Origin of the sequence: Azohydromonas sediminis, from assembly GCF_003574675.1 — a bacterium.
GTDB lineage: Bacteria > Pseudomonadota > Gammaproteobacteria > Burkholderiales > Burkholderiaceae_C > Calidifontimicrobium > Calidifontimicrobium sediminis.
This window is the reverse complement of sequence record NZ_QOAZ01000003.1, coordinates 64,658-78,082: the sequence shown is the minus strand read 5'-3', so window position 1 is coordinate 78,082 and position 13,425 is coordinate 64,658. Positions and strand designations below refer to the sequence as shown.

Annotated in this window: 15 protein-coding genes; 13 read left to right on the top strand and 2 right to left on the bottom strand. The window is 67.8% G+C overall.

The window, feature by feature from the left end; genetic code table 11:
• The first annotated feature begins 1 nt into the window (after position 1).
• From ccoS to DRV96_RS03035, 8 genes are read left to right on the top strand one after another with little or no spacing between them, the layout of a single operon-like run.
• Positions 2 to 202, top strand: a complete 201-nt coding sequence (gene ccoS / locus DRV96_RS03070) for a cbb3-type cytochrome oxidase assembly protein CcoS (RefSeq protein ID WP_119287615.1) — start codon at positions 2 to 4, stop codon at positions 200 to 202.
• Between the two features lie 55 nt (positions 203 to 257).
• A complete protein-coding gene (gene ccoN / locus DRV96_RS03065; RefSeq protein WP_119287613.1) occupies positions 258 to 1,694 on the top strand; it encodes a cytochrome-c oxidase, cbb3-type subunit I in 1,437 nt (478 codons plus the stop codon).
• Between the two features lie 25 nt (positions 1,695 to 1,719).
• Positions 1,720 to 2,340 carry a cytochrome-c oxidase, cbb3-type subunit II gene (ccoO, locus tag DRV96_RS03060; RefSeq protein WP_119287610.1) on the top strand — a complete coding sequence of 207 codons (621 nt, stop codon included), beginning with the start codon at positions 1,720 to 1,722 and terminating at the stop codon, positions 2,338 to 2,340.
• A 19-nt stretch (positions 2,341 to 2,359) separates the two neighbouring features.
• Entirely contained in the window at positions 2,360 to 2,578 is a 219-nt protein-coding gene (locus DRV96_RS03055; RefSeq protein ID WP_119287608.1) for a cbb3-type cytochrome oxidase subunit 3, read from the top strand.
• Positions 2,571 to 3,488, top strand: a complete 918-nt coding sequence (gene ccoP / locus DRV96_RS03050) for a cytochrome-c oxidase, cbb3-type subunit III (RefSeq protein WP_119287792.1) — start codon at positions 2,571 to 2,573, stop codon at positions 3,486 to 3,488. Before DRV96_RS03055 ends, ccoP begins: the two co-directional genes overlap by 8 nt.
• Before the next feature lie 40 nt (positions 3,489 to 3,528).
• A complete protein-coding gene (gene ccoG, locus DRV96_RS03045; protein WP_419187032.1) occupies positions 3,529 to 5,019 on the top strand; it encodes a cytochrome c oxidase accessory protein CcoG in 1,491 nt (496 codons plus the stop codon).
• A gap of 41 nt (positions 5,020 to 5,060) precedes the next feature.
• The gene (locus DRV96_RS03040) at positions 5,061 to 5,309 is read left to right on the top strand and encodes a nitrogen fixation protein FixH (protein ID WP_119287788.1); all 249 of its coding nucleotides are present in this window, start codon (positions 5,061 to 5,063) and stop codon (positions 5,307 to 5,309) included.
• 3 nt (positions 5,310 to 5,312) lie between these two features.
• Positions 5,313 to 5,612 (top strand): hypothetical protein, encoded by a 300-nt coding sequence (locus DRV96_RS03035; RefSeq protein WP_235823254.1) that lies wholly within the window; start codon positions 5,313 to 5,315, stop codon positions 5,610 to 5,612.
• A 40-nt stretch (positions 5,613 to 5,652) separates the two neighbouring features.
• Here DRV96_RS03035 and fnr read toward each other — a convergent pair whose 3' ends face one another.
• Positions 5,653 to 6,387, bottom strand: coding sequence for a fumarate/nitrate reduction transcriptional regulator Fnr (gene fnr, locus DRV96_RS03030; RefSeq protein ID WP_119287602.1), 735 nt, complete (start codon positions 6,385 to 6,387; stop codon positions 5,653 to 5,655).
• 180 nt (positions 6,388 to 6,567) lie between these two features.
• On the opposite strand from fnr, the gene hemN reads away from it, so the two are divergent.
• From hemN to icd, 3 genes are all read left to right on the top strand, one after another.
• The gene (gene hemN / locus DRV96_RS03025) at positions 6,568 to 7,986 is read left to right on the top strand and encodes an oxygen-independent coproporphyrinogen III oxidase (protein ID WP_119287600.1); all 1,419 of its coding nucleotides are present in this window, start codon (positions 6,568 to 6,570) and stop codon (positions 7,984 to 7,986) included.
• A gap of 6 nt (positions 7,987 to 7,992) precedes the next feature.
• Positions 7,993 to 8,766: a sulfite exporter TauE/SafE family protein gene (locus tag DRV96_RS03020; protein ID WP_119287598.1), complete on the top strand. Its 774-nt coding sequence runs from the start codon at positions 7,993 to 7,995 to the stop codon at positions 8,764 to 8,766.
• Between the two features lie 106 nt (positions 8,767 to 8,872).
• The gene (gene icd / locus DRV96_RS03015; protein ID WP_119287595.1) at positions 8,873 to 10,126 is read left to right on the top strand and encodes an NADP-dependent isocitrate dehydrogenase; all 1,254 of its coding nucleotides are present in this window, start codon (positions 8,873 to 8,875) and stop codon (positions 10,124 to 10,126) included.
• 111 nt (positions 10,127 to 10,237) lie between these two features.
• On the opposite strand, the gene DRV96_RS03010 is transcribed toward icd, so the two are convergent.
• A complete protein-coding gene (locus DRV96_RS03010) occupies positions 10,238 to 10,498 on the bottom strand; it encodes a cold-shock protein (RefSeq protein ID WP_119287593.1) in 261 nt (86 codons plus the stop codon).
• Positions 10,499 to 10,767: 269 nt separating this feature from the next.
• Between DRV96_RS03010 and clpS the strand changes: the two genes are divergently transcribed.
• Positions 10,768 to 11,124: an ATP-dependent Clp protease adapter ClpS gene (clpS, locus tag DRV96_RS03005; RefSeq protein ID WP_119287590.1), complete on the top strand. Its 357-nt coding sequence runs from the start codon at positions 10,768 to 10,770 to the stop codon at positions 11,122 to 11,124.
• On the top strand, positions 11,121 to 13,424 hold the full coding sequence (gene clpA, locus DRV96_RS03000) for an ATP-dependent Clp protease ATP-binding subunit ClpA (protein ID WP_119287588.1): 2,304 nt from the start codon (positions 11,121 to 11,123) through the stop codon (positions 13,422 to 13,424). The genes clpS and clpA overlap by 4 nt, the downstream gene beginning before the upstream one ends.
• Position 13,425 lies beyond the last annotated feature (1 nt).

Sequence of the window (13,425 nt, the reverse complement as noted above, 5' to 3'; positions counted from 1 at the left end):
CGTGGACATCCTGTACCTGCTGATCCCGCTGTCGGCCGTGCTGGTGCTGGCCATCATCGCCGTGTTCGGCTGGGCGCTGCACAACGGGCAGTTCGACGACCTCGAGGACGAAGGACAACGCATTTTGCGTGGCGAGTCATACACGGTTGACGACGATCAATCCCCGTCGGCCGACTCGCCCGAAAAATCCCGCACAACCTGAAACAGGTCATCGCGTAGGAAGGAGAGTTCGGATGGCGATTGCTGCAACCGCGGCCATGAGCGGGGCCAAGTCCTCGTCGGGGGCCGTATACGACGACTGGGTCGTGCGCGCGTTCGCGCTCATGACCGTGGTGTGGGGCGTGGTCGGCATGCTGGTGGGGGTGATCATCGCCGCCCAGCTCGCGTGGCCCGAGCTGAACTTTGGCATCCCGTGGCTGAGCTACGGCCGGCTGCGTCCACTGCACACCAACGCGGTGATCTTCGCCTTCGGCGGCTGTGCGCTGTTCGCGACCAGCTACCACGTCGTGCAGCGCACCTGTCAGACGCCGCTGTTCCTGCCGGCGCTGGCCAAGTTCACGTTCTGGGGCTGGCAGGCGATCATCGTCGCGGCGGCGATCACGCTGCCGCTGGGCTTCACACAGGCCAAGGAGTACGCCGAGCTCGAGTGGCCGATCGACATCGCGATCGCCGTCGTGTGGGTCGCGTACGCGATCGTCTTCTTCGGCACGATCGGCATGCGCAAGGTGCGCCACATCTACGTGGCGAACTGGTTCTTCGGCGCTTTCATCATCGCGGTGGCGCTGCTGCACATCGTCAACAACATCTCGATGCCGTGGGGCGCGCTGAAGAGCTATTCGGCCTACGCCGGCGTGCAGGACGCGATGATCCAGTGGTGGTACGGCCACAACGCGGTGGGCTTCTTCCTGACCGCCGGCTTCCTCGGGATGATGTACTACTACATCCCGAAGCAGGCCGAGCGCCCGGTCTACAGCTACCGGCTGTCGATCGTGCACTTCTGGGCGCTGATCTTCACGTACATGTGGGCGGGCCCGCACCACCTGCACTACACCGCGCTGCCCGACTGGGCGCAGTCGCTGGGCATGGTGTTCTCGCTCGTGCTGCTGGCCCCCAGTTGGGGCGGCATGATCAACGGCATCATGACGCTGTCGGGTGCGTGGCACAAGCTGCGTGACGACCCGATCCTGAAGTTCCTGATCGTCTCACTGTCGTTCTACGGCATGTCGACCTTCGAAGGGCCGATGATGTCGATCAAGACGGTCAACGCGCTGAGCCACTACACCGACTGGACGGTGGGCCACGTGCACAGCGGCGCGCTCGGCTGGGTGGGCCTGATCTCGATCGGCGCGATGTACCACCTGATCCCGCGCATGTACGGCAAGAAGAGCATGTACAGCCCGAAGGCGATCGAGCTGCACTTCTGGATCGCGACGATCGGCATCGTGCTGTACATCGCCGCGATGTGGATCGCCGGCGTGATGCAGGGCCTGATGTGGCGTGCGGTCAACCCCGACGGCACGCTGGTCTACAGCTTCGTCGAGAGCGTCAAGGCCACGTATCCGTTCTACGTGATCCGCCTCGGCGGCGGCCTGCTGTACCTGACCGGCATGCTGATCATGGCGTGGAACGTCTACATGACCGTGCGCAGCAGCAAGCCCGCAGTGGCCCCGGTGCCGCTGCCGGCCCACGCCTGAGCGGTCGCACGAGGAGGACAACACCATGGCACAACATGCGGCACCCAGCGGTCACGAGAAGATCGAGACCAGCAACTTCCTGATGATCGTGCTGATCCTGATCACGGTCGCGATCGGCGGCATCGTCGAGATCGTCCCGCTGTTCTTCCAGAAGTCGACGACGCAGCCGGTCGAAGGGCTCAAGCCCTACACCGCGCTGCAGCTCGCCGGGCGCGACGTCTACATCCGCGAGGGCTGCTACAACTGCCACTCGCAGATGGTGCGGCCGTTCCGCGCCGAGACGCTGCGCTACGGCCACTACTCGCTGGCCGGCGAGTTCGTCTACGACCACCCGTTCCAGTGGGGCAGCAAGCGCACCGGGCCCGACCTCGCGCGCGTGGGCGGTCGCTACAGCGACGAGTGGCACCGCGTGCACCTGACGAACCCGCGCGACCTCGTGCCCGAGTCGAACATGCCGGCGTACCCGTGGCTGGCCAAGGCCACCGTCGACGGGTCGTCGATGGCCGCGCGCATGACGGCGCTGCGCCGCGTGGGCGTGCCGTACAGCGACGACGAGATCGCCAAGGCGGCCGACGAGGTCAAGGGCAAGACCGAGATGGATGCCGTGATCGCGTACCTGCAGGTGCTCGGCACGCACGTCAAGTGACGTTCGGCGGGAGGCTCGAATGGACATCAACGACTGGCGCAGCCTCGTGACGGTGGCCGGCCTGGTGCTGTTCCTCGCGCTCGTCGCGTGGACGTGGAGCGCCAAGCGCCGTCCGGCACACGATGCCGCTGCGCAATTGCCCTTTCTCGACAGCGACCCCGCCGAGAGCGGCGCGGTTGCCCCGGGTGGGAAGGCCCGGGCCGAAGAACCCATGAATGCTGGAGGTCGCCGTGAGTGATTTCTTCAACAGCGGCTGGTCGATCTTCGTCGCGGCGGTGACGATCATCAGCCTCATCGCCTGCCTGGTCTTGCTGTTGGCAGCGGCCAAGCGCCGCGTGATGGCCAGCGACAACACGACGGGCCACGTGTGGGACGAGGACCTGCGCGAGATGAACAACCCGCTGCCGCGCTGGTGGATGGGGCTGTTCGTGATCACCGTGATCTTCGGCGCGGTCTACCTCGCGCTGTACCCGGGCCTGGGCAGCTTCCAGGGCGCGGCGAACTGGTCGTCGGTCGACCAGTACCAGAAGGAGCGCGCGAAGCTCGAAGCGTCGATGGCGCCGGTGTACGCCCGGTTCGCGAACCTGTCGGCCGAGGAGCTGGCCAAGGACAGCCAGGCGATGGAGATCGGGCAGCGCTTGTTCCTGAACAACTGCGCGCAGTGCCACGGCTCCGACGCGCGCGGCAGCCTTGGCTTCCCGAACCTGACCGACGCCGAGTGGATGTGGGGCGGTTCGCACGAGCAGATCAAGGAGACGATCACCAACGGGCGCAACGGCGTGATGCCGCCGATGGCCGCGGCAGTCGGTACTGCCGACGACGTACGCAACGTCGCCCACTACGTGCTGAGCCTGTCGGGCAGCACGCACAACCCGGTCTACGCGCAGCTCGGCCAGCCGAAGTTCGCCGCCTGCGCGGCCTGCCACGGCGCCGACGGCAAGGGCAACCAGGCGATGGGTGCGCCCGACCTGACCAACAACGTCTGGCTGCACGGCTGGGGCGAGCAGGCCATCGTGCGCGCGATCAACAACGGCTTCAACAACGCGATGCCTGCGCAGGCTCGCCTGCTGACGCCCGAGCAGATCCACGTGCTCGGTGCGTACGTGTGGCGCCTGTCGCAACCGACCCAGGTGGCCAAGCAGCCCTGACGTCTCGCGCGCCGGCTGCGGCCGGCGGGGAATTCTTCTCGTGAGCAGCAGTACGACTCCCTTGCCGGCCACGCCGCCCGCCACTGGGCCGACCGGCGACGCGACCCCGCCCGGCGACGGCAAGGACGCCGCCGCCGAGCTGGTGTCGCTGTACCAGAAGCAAAAGCGCATCTACGCGCGCGCCGTCAGTGGCTGGTTCGCCGGCTGGCGCTGGGCGCTGGTGTGGCTGACGCAGCTCGTCTTCTACGGGCTGCCGTGGCTCGAGTGGAACGCGCGCCAGGCGGTGCTGTTCGACCTCGGCGCGCGGCGCTTTTACATCTTCGGCCTCGTTCTGTATCCGCAGGACTTCATCTACCTGACGGCGCTGCTCGTCATCTCGGCGTACTCGCTGTTCCTGTTCACCGCGATCGCCGGGCGGCTGTGGTGCGGCTTCGCGTGCCCGCAGACGGTCTACACCGAGATCTTCATGTGGGTCGAGCGCAAGATCGAGGGCGACCGCGCGCAGCGCATGAAGCGCGACGCGGGTCCGTGGACCTTCGACCGCCTCTGGCGCTTCGCGGCCAAGCAGGCGGCTTGGATCGCGATCGGCCTGTGGACCGGGATCACGTTCGTCGGCTACTTCACGCCGATCCGCGAACTCGTGCCGTCGATCGCCTCGTTCGGGCTCGGTCCGTGGGAGACGTTCTGGGTGCTGTTCTACGGCTTCGCGACCTACGGCAACGCAGGGTACATGCGCGAGCAGGTGTGCAAGTACATGTGCCCGTACGCGCGCTTCCAGAGCGCGATGTTCGACAAGGACACGCTGATCATCAGCTACGACGCCGAGCGCGGCGAGCCGCGCGGCACGCGCGGGCGCAAGACCGACCTGAAGGCCGCCAACCTCGGCCACTGCATCGACTGCGGGCTGTGCGTGCAGGTGTGTCCGACGGGCATCGACATCCGCAACGGTCTGCAGTACGAGTGCATCGCCTGCACCGCGTGCATCGACGTGTGCAACAGCGTGATGGACAAGATGCACTACCCGCGCGGGCTGATCCGCTATGCCACACAAAACGGCATGGCGAACCACTGGACGCGCGCGCAGATGCTGCGGCGCGTGTTCCGTCCGCGCGTGCTCGTCTACACGGCGGTGCTGGTCATCGTCGCGGGCGCCGTGTTCACCAGCATCCTGACGCGCAGCCCGTTCAAGGTCGACGTCGTGCGCGACCGCGCGTCGCTCGCGCGGCTCGTCGACAACGGCTACATCGAGAACGTGTACCGCCTGCAGATCATGAACGCGACCGAGCGCGAGCAGCGCTACGTCGTGACCGTGCGCGGCCTCGACGGCGCCATCGTCGACGTCGGCGAGGACGTGCGCATCGGCCCGGCGCAGGCACGCTGGGTGCCGGCTGGCGTGCGCGTGCCGCCGCAAACCGCGCTGGCGCTGGGCCCGGGCGCACACCCGCTCGAGTTCAGCATCGAGCGCATCGCGCAGGACGGCGACGCCGCCGCGCGCGTGGTGGAAAAATCGACCTTCGTCGTGCCGCGCTGACACCCATGGCACCGCCCGAATCCCGCCAGGAGCCCATCGACATGAACCCTTCTTCCATCGCGAAGTCCCCGACACCGTGGTGGCGCGTCGGCATGGTCTGGCTCGTGATCGGCGGGCCGCTGGCAGTCGTCGTCGCCGGCATCGCCACCGCCGTCATCGCGGTGCGCGGCGCCGACCCGGTTCTTGACACGTCGGCGCGGTCTGGCCGCACGTCGGTGGTCGCGCCCGACGCGATGACGCCGGCGATCCAGGCGCGCAACCACGCCGCCACGGCCGCGGCAGGAGACTGACCCGTGGATGCGGTGACGCCGCCGCAGGCCCCTCGGCCCGCCCAGCCGCCGGCCCGCGCGCAGCGCCTGCTGACGGTGCTATGGCCGTCTTTTTTGATGGCGGGGGTGCTGGAGACGCTGGTTTTCGCCGTCGTCGATCCGCTGAGCCTGCACTGGTTCGGCGGCGCGCCGATCGAGTGGCCCGCGCTGGCCGTCTACACGGTGACTTTCTTCATCTTCTGGGCCGTGATCGCCGCAGCCGGCTTCATCAGCCAGCTGCTGACCTGTTCGGCCCAGGAGATCAATGCGCGCGGCGTGAGCTGATCGGCCGTGGAGCGGACCGGGCCGACAGCCGCCCGTGCGCTCAGCAGGCCGCGCCGTTGACGATTTTCTGCAGGCCGGCTGCGTCGAGGATGCGGATCTGCCGCTGCTTGACCTCGAGCAGACCTTCTTCCTGGAACTTCGAGAACGTGCGGCTGACCGTTTCGAGCTTGAGTCCGAGGTAGCTGCCGATCTCCTCGCGCGTCATGCGCAGGATCATCGACGAGCCGGAGAAGCCGCGCGCCTGCAGCCGCTGCGTGAGGTTGAGCAGGAAGGCCGCGAGCCGTTCCTCGGCGCGCATGCTGCCCAGCAGCAGCATCACACCGTGATCGCGCACGATCTCGCGGCTCATGATGCGGTGGAACTGGTGCTGCAGGTTCGTGAACTCGCGCGACAGCGTCTCCAGTTCGTGGTACGGGATCACGCAGACCTGCGAGTCCTCGAGCGCCACGGCGTCGACGCTGTGGCGGTCGGTGCTGATGCCGTCGAGTCCGAGCAGCTCGCCGGCCATCTGGAAGCCGGTGACCTGATCGCGGCCGTCCTCGGCCGTCACGCAGGTCTTGAAGAAGCCGGTGCGCACGGCGTACAGCGACTGGAACGGATCGCCGCTGCGGAACAGCGTGTCGCCGCGCGCGACGCTGCGCCGCGTCGCGACGAGGGAGTCGAGGTGCTCGAGGTCGTCGCGGTTCAACCCGACGGGCAGGCACAGCTCGCGCAGGTTGCAGCTCGAACAGGCGACCTTGAACGCTTCGGGGCGGATCGGCGGCAGGGTGGTCATGGATTGGTCGTCGACAAGGACTGCAAGACACCGGCGGCGGCCGCAGGGGCGACGCCGCCGTGAACTTCCTGGGCACATGATATGTCTCAACCACCTCGATTTCCGCCGAGACCCCGGGCGCGTTGGGCTTGACGATGGTCAAAGCCGCAGGCGCCCGGGTCAGGCACAGTCGCGCTCACGATGGATGTCCCAAAGGTCGAGGAGCACGTCGCGCCGCCGGTGCTGACGGAGGCGATGCTTGCGCGTCTGGACAAGCCCGGGCCGCGCTACACCTCGTACCCGACCGCTGATCGCTTCGTCGAGGCTTTCGGCCCGGCCGCGTACGCGCAGGCGCTGCAGCAGCGTGCGCTGGGCGCCACCGTCGGCGGCACGCCGCCGCTGTCGGTGTACCTGCACATCCCGTTCTGCGAGTCGGTGTGCTACTACTGCGCGTGCAACAAGGTCATCACGCGCCACCACGAGCGCGCCGCGGAGTACCTCGCCGCGCTCGACGTCGAGATCGACCTGCACGTGCAGGCACTCGGCGCGCGGCAGTCGGTGTCGCAGCTGCACTTCGGCGGCGGCTCGCCGACCTTCCTCAGCGACGCCGAGATCGCCGCGGTGATGGACTCGCTGCGGCGGGCGTTTCGCATCGTGCCGGGTGCCGAGGTGTCGATCGAGGTCGATCCGCGCACGGTGACCGACGAGCGGCTGCGGCACCTGGCCGGGCTGGGGTTCAACCGCATCAGCTTCGGCGTGCAGGACTTCGACCCCGAGGTGCAGAAGGCGGTGCACCGCGTGCAGTCGTTCGAGATGGTGCGCGACCTGATGGCCAGTGCCCGCGCGCTGGGCTTCGAGTCGACCAACGTCGACCTGATCTACGGCCTGCCGAAGCAGACGCCGGCTTCGCTGGCGCGCACCGTCGCGCAGATTGGCGAGCTGCGCCCGGACCGCATCGCGCTCTACGCCTATGCGCACCTGCCGCAGCGCTTCAAGCCGCAGCGGCGCATCGACGCGCACGACCTGCCGTCGGCGGCCGATCGCGTCGCGATGCTCGGTGCCGCGATCCGCGGCTTCCTCGGCCACGGTTACACGTACATCGGCATGGACCACTTCGCACTGCCGAGCGACTCGCTCGCGGTGGCCAAGCGGCAGGGGCGGCTGCACCGCAACTTCCAAGGCTACAGCACGCAGCCCAACTGCGACCTGATCGGCCTGGGCGTGTCGGCGATCGGCCGCATCGGTGCGACCTACAGCCAGAACGTCAAGACGCTCGATCAATACTACGATGCGATGCGCCAGCGCCAGTTCGCGACCGAGCGCGGCCTGGCGCTCAGCCGCGACGACCTCGTGCGCCGTGCCGTCATCATGGCGCTGATGTGCCAGGGGCGTGTCGACTTCGAGTCGATCGATCTCGCGCACCTGATCCGCATGGAGGAGTACTTCGCACCGGAGCTCGAGCAGCTGCAGCCGCTGGCCGAGATGGGGCTGGTGCGGCTGGAGGGGCGCGGCATCGACGTGACGCCGCTGGGCTGGTACTTCGTGCGTGGCATCGCGATGGTGTTCGACCGCTACCTGCAGGCCGACCGCACGCGCGAGCGCTTCTCGCGCATCATCTGACTTCGCGTGGACACGGCGCTCGCGCTCAGTGCGCTGCTGATGGGCCTGGCCGGATCGCCGCACTGCGTGGCGATGTGCGGCGCGGCCTGCACCGGGATCGCCGGGCGCTGTGGTGGTGCACGGCCGCAGCGCGCGCTGCTGGCGCTGCATCTCGGGCGGCTGCTGAGCTACGCCGCCGGCGGCGCCATCGCGGCCGGCAGTGTCGGCGCGCTGGCCATGCTCGCCGCGTGGTCGCCGGCGCTGCGGCCGCTGTGGACGCTCGTCCACGCCGCCGCGCTGGGACTCGGCGTGTGGCTGCTGTGGACCGGCCGGCAGCCCGCCTTCGTCGAGAACATCGGCCGCGGCACAGCCCGCGGGCTGGCGGCAGCCGCGATGCCGGCCGCGACGCAGCCGGTCGTCGGCCCGCTCAGCGGCGTGCGTGGTGCCGCGGTCGCCGGTGCGGGCGCCAGCGGTCGAAGCCACGCGGGGGTGGCCAAGGCCGCCGCCGCCGGTTCCCTGTGGCTGGCGTGGCCTTGCGGGCTGCTGCACTCGGCGCTGGTGATGGCCGCGCTGGGCAACACCGCGGTCGGCGGAGCCGCAATCATGGCGGCGTTCGCCGTCGGCACCACCGTCGGCCTGTGGGTCGGCCCGACGCTGTGGTGGCGGCTCGGTGCCCCGGGCGCGGGCTGGCTGGCCAGCGGCGGCGCCGTGCGGCTGGCGGGGCTCGGCCTCGCCGCGGCGTCGGGCTGGGCGCTGTTCCACGACGTCGGCGCGCGCGTGCTCGCCTATTGCCTGGGCTGAGCGCGGGGCGCGCGCCCGGCTGTCAGGGCGCCGACAGCGCGGGACATAGAATGCCGCGCTCGGGCGCGGCGCACGCGCAGCCAACGACACCACGGAGAGCGCTTTCATGTACCAGCACATCAAGGTGCCCGCGAGCGGGCAGAAGATCACCGTCAACGCCGACTTCTCGCTCAACGTGCCCGACCACCCGATCATTCCGTACATCGAGGGCGACGGCACCGGTGTCGACATCACGCCGGTGATGCTCAAGGTGGTCGACGCGGCGGTCGAGAAGAGCTACGCCGGCAAGCGCAAGATCCACTGGATGGAGGTCTATGCCGGCGAGAAGTCGACGCGCGTCTACGGCCCCGATGTCTGGCTGCCCGAGGAGACGCTGCACGCGGTGCGCGACTACGTCGTCTCGATCAAGGGGCCGCTGACGACGCCGGTGGGCGGCGGCATCCGCTCGCTGAACGTCGCGCTGCGGCAGGAACTCGACCTGTACGTGTGCCTGCGCCCGGTGCGCTACTTCAAGGGCGTGCCCAGCCCGCTGAAGGAGCCCGAGAAGACCGACATGGTGATCTTCCGCGAGAACTCGGAAGACATCTACGCCGGCATCGAATACGAGGCCAAGAGCGAGAAGGCGAAGAAGCTCATCAAGTTCCTGATCGAGGAGATGGGGGTCACGAAGATCCGCTTCCCCGAGACCTCGGGCATCGGCATCAAGCCGGTGTCGATCGAGGGCACCGAGCGCCTGGTGCGCAAGGCGATCCAGTACGCGATCGACAACGACAAGCCCAGCGTGACGCTCGTGCACAAGGGCAACATCATGAAGTTCACCGAGGGCGGCTTCCGCGACTGGGGCTACGCGCTGGCGCAGCGCGAGTTCGGCGCGCAGCCGATCGACGGCGGCCCGTGGTGCAAGTTCAAGAACCCGAAGACGGGCAAGGACATCGTCATCAAGGACTCGATCGCCGACGCCTTCCTGCAGCAGATCCTGCTGCGCCCGGCCGAGTACAGCGTCATCGCGACGCTGAACCTCAACGGCGACTACATCTCCGACGCGCTGGCGGCGCAGGTCGGCGGCATCGGCATCGCGCCGGGGGCCAACCTGAGTGACTCGGTGGCGATGTTCGAGGCCACGCACGGCACGGCGCCGAAGTACGCCGGCAAGGACTACGTCAACCCCGGCTCCGAGATCCTCTCGGCCGAGATGATGCTGCGCCACATGGGCTGGACCGAGGCGGCCGACCTCATCATCAGCTCGATGGAGAAGGCCATCCAGAGCAAGAAGGTGACCTACGACTTCGCGCGCCTGATGGAGGGCGCCACGCAGGTCAGCTGCTCGGGCTTCGGCCAGGTGATGATCGACCACATGTGAGGACGCCGTCGCGCGGTGCTGCCGCGCCGTGACGCGAGGTGTCGATGCCAGAAGCGATGCGGGCCCGCCAGTCGGCGGGCCCGCGTGCTTTCGAACCGGTGATCGGGATCGTCAGGAACCGACCGTCGCGCCCGACGTCGCGCCCTTCGCTCGTGTCGCGTCGGCGGCATCGAGCGGCCGGATGTTCTGCGCCAGATCGCCCTTGGGGCCCTGGACGCGGTCGTAGCTCACGCGGCTGCCCTGCTTCAAGGTGCGAAACCCCTCCATCTGGATCGCCGAGAAATGGGCGAACACGTCCGCGCCTCCCCCTTCGGGCTCGATGAAGCCGAAACCCTTCGCGTCGTTGAACCATTTGACGGTGCCGATGGCCATGGTCTGCCCTTTCTGACTGCGGTATCGGGGCGAAGATTCTCTTGCTGCGTTTCGGCGGGTGTCAAGCTCGGCAACCCTTTGTCTACGTTTCGTCCTAGACGATTTCGGGCCTGTCGCTCTGCTTGACCCTTGTCAACTCGCCGCCTGGACACGGCCGACGACGCCGAAACGAGGGTCGCCCGCAGCGCTGATCGGACCTTGAAGCGGGCACGAACGGTGCAACATCCCCTATCGTCGTGCCCCGAAACCGACTCTATAGAATCGTTGGCATGCCTTCGAATGCCTCGAAGCCACCCCGCACACCCGGTGCGATCCCGCGCACGGACGAGGGGCAAGGTGCGGTCGTCGCCGAGCGACAGGCGCAGAAGACGGCCCCACCGCGCATGTACCAAGTCGTCATGCTGAACGACGACTTCACGCCGATGGAGTTCGTCGTGATGGTGCTGCAGCAGTATTTCGGGCACGATTTGGAAACCGCCACCCACATCATGCTGAAGATCCATCATGAGGGGCGTGGCGTGTGCGGCGTCTACACCAAGGACGTCGCGGCGACGAAAGTCGAACTGGTGCTGGCCACCGCGAAGCGGGCGGGCCACCCATTGCAGTGCATTATGGAGGCCGCATGATCGCGCAAGAACTGGAAGTCAGCCTGCACATGGCGTTCGTCGAGGCGCGCCAGCAGCGGCACGAGTTCATCACCGTCGAGCACCTGCTGCTCGCGCTGCTCGACAACCCGTCGGCCGCCGAGGTGTTGCGTGCCTGCGCGGCCAACATCGACGACCTGCGCAAGAGCCTGACGACGTTCATCAAGGAGAACACGCCGACCGTCGGCGGCACCGAGGAGGTCGACACGCAGCCCACGCTCGGCTTCCAGCGCGTGATCCAGCGCGCGATCATGCACGTGCAGTCGACCGGCAGCGGCAAGAAGGAGGTGACCGGCGCCAACGTGCTGGTCGCGATCTTCGGCGAGAAGGACTCGCACGCCGTCTACTACCTGCACCAGCAGGGCGTCACGCGGCTGGACGTCGTCAACTACATCGCGCACGGCATCAAGAAGTCGGAGCCGTCCGAGCCGAGCAAGTCGAGCGAGGGCAGCAGCAGCGCCGAGAGCGACAAGGAAGAAGCGGGCGAGGGCAAGGGCTCGCCGCTGGACCAGTTCACGCAGAACCTCAACGCGCTCGCGCGCGAGGGCAAGATCGACCCGCTGATCGGCCGTGAACACGAGGTCGAGCGCGTGATCCAGGTGCTGTGCCGCCGGCGCAAGAACAACCCGCTGCTCGTCGGCGAGGCCGGTGTCGGCAAGACCGCGATCGCCGAGGGGCTGGCCTGGCGCATCACGCAGGGCGAGGTGCCCGAGGTGCTGGCCGACTCGACGGTCTATGCGCTCGACATGGGCGCGCTGCTGGCGGGCACGAAGTACCGCGGCGACTTCGAACAGCGCCTCAAGGGCGTGCTCAAGCAGCTCAAGGAGCAGCCGCGCGCGATTCTGTTCATCGACGAGATCCACACGCTGATCGGCGCCGGCGCGGCCTCGGGCGGCACGCTCGACGCGAGCAACCTGCTCAAGCCGGCGCTGTCGAGCGGGCAGATGAAGTGCATCGGCGCGACCACGTTCAGCGAGTACCGCGGCATCTTCGAGAAGGATGCGGCGCTGTCGAGGCGCTTCCAGAAGATCGACGTCGTCGAACCGTCGGTCGAGCAGACGGTCGAGATCCTCAAGGGGCTGAAGAGCCGCTTCGAGGACCACCACCAGGTCAAGTACGCGCTCGGTGCGCTGCAGGCGGCTGCCGAGCTGTCGGCCAAGTACATCAACGACCGCCACCTGCCCGACAAGGCGATCGACGTGATCGACGAGGCGGGCGCCGCGCAGCGCATCCTGCCGAAGAACAAGCAGAAGAAGACGATCACGCGCGCCGAGGTCGAGGACATCGTCGCGAAGATCGCGCGCATCCCGCCGGCGTCCGTCTCGAGCGACGACCGCAGCAAGCTCAAGACGCTCGACCGCGACCTCAAGAGCGTCGTCTTCGGCCAGGACCCGGCGATCGACGCACTCGCCGCCGCGATCAAGATGGCGCGCTCGGGGCTAGGCAAGCCCGACAAGCCGATCGGCTCGTTCCTCTTCAGCGGCCCGACCGGCGTCGGCAAGACCGAGGTCGCCAAGCAGCTCGCGTACATCCTCGGCATCGAGCTGATCCGCTTCGATATGTCCGAGTACATGGAGCGCCACGCGGTGAGTCGCCTGATCGGCGCGCCGCCGGGCTACGTCGGTTTCGACCAGGGCGGGCTGCTGACCGAGGCGATCAGCAAGAAGCCGCACGCGGTGCTGCTGCTCGACGAGATCGAGAAGGCGCACCCCGACGTCTTCAACGTGCTGCTGCAGGTGATGGACCACGGCACGCTGACCGACAACAACGGGCGCAAGGCCGACTTCCGCAACGTCATCATCATCATGACGACCAACGCGGGCGCCGAGACGATGAACAAGGCGACGATCGGCTTCACGACCAAGCGCGAGCAGGGTGACGAGATGGCCGACATCAAGCGCCTGTTCACGCCCGAGTTCCGCAACCGCCTCGACGCGATCGTCAGCTTCAAGCCGCTCGACGAGGAGATCATCCTGCGCGTGGTCGACAAGTTCCTGCTGCAGCTCGAGAGCCAGCTCGCCGAGAAGAAGGTCGAGGTCACGTTCACCGACGCGCTGCGCAAGCACCTGGCGAAGAAGGGCTTCGACCCGCTGATGGGCGCGCGCCCGATGCAGCGCCTGATCCAGGACACGATCCGCCGTGCGCTGGCCGACGAGCTGCTGTTCGGCCGCCTGGTCGACGGCGGGCGCCTGACGGTCGACATCGACGAGGCCGGCGAGGTCAAGCTCGACATCGACCCGAAAAGGAGCGACAAGCCGAAGGCCGAACCGGCCACCGCGTGAC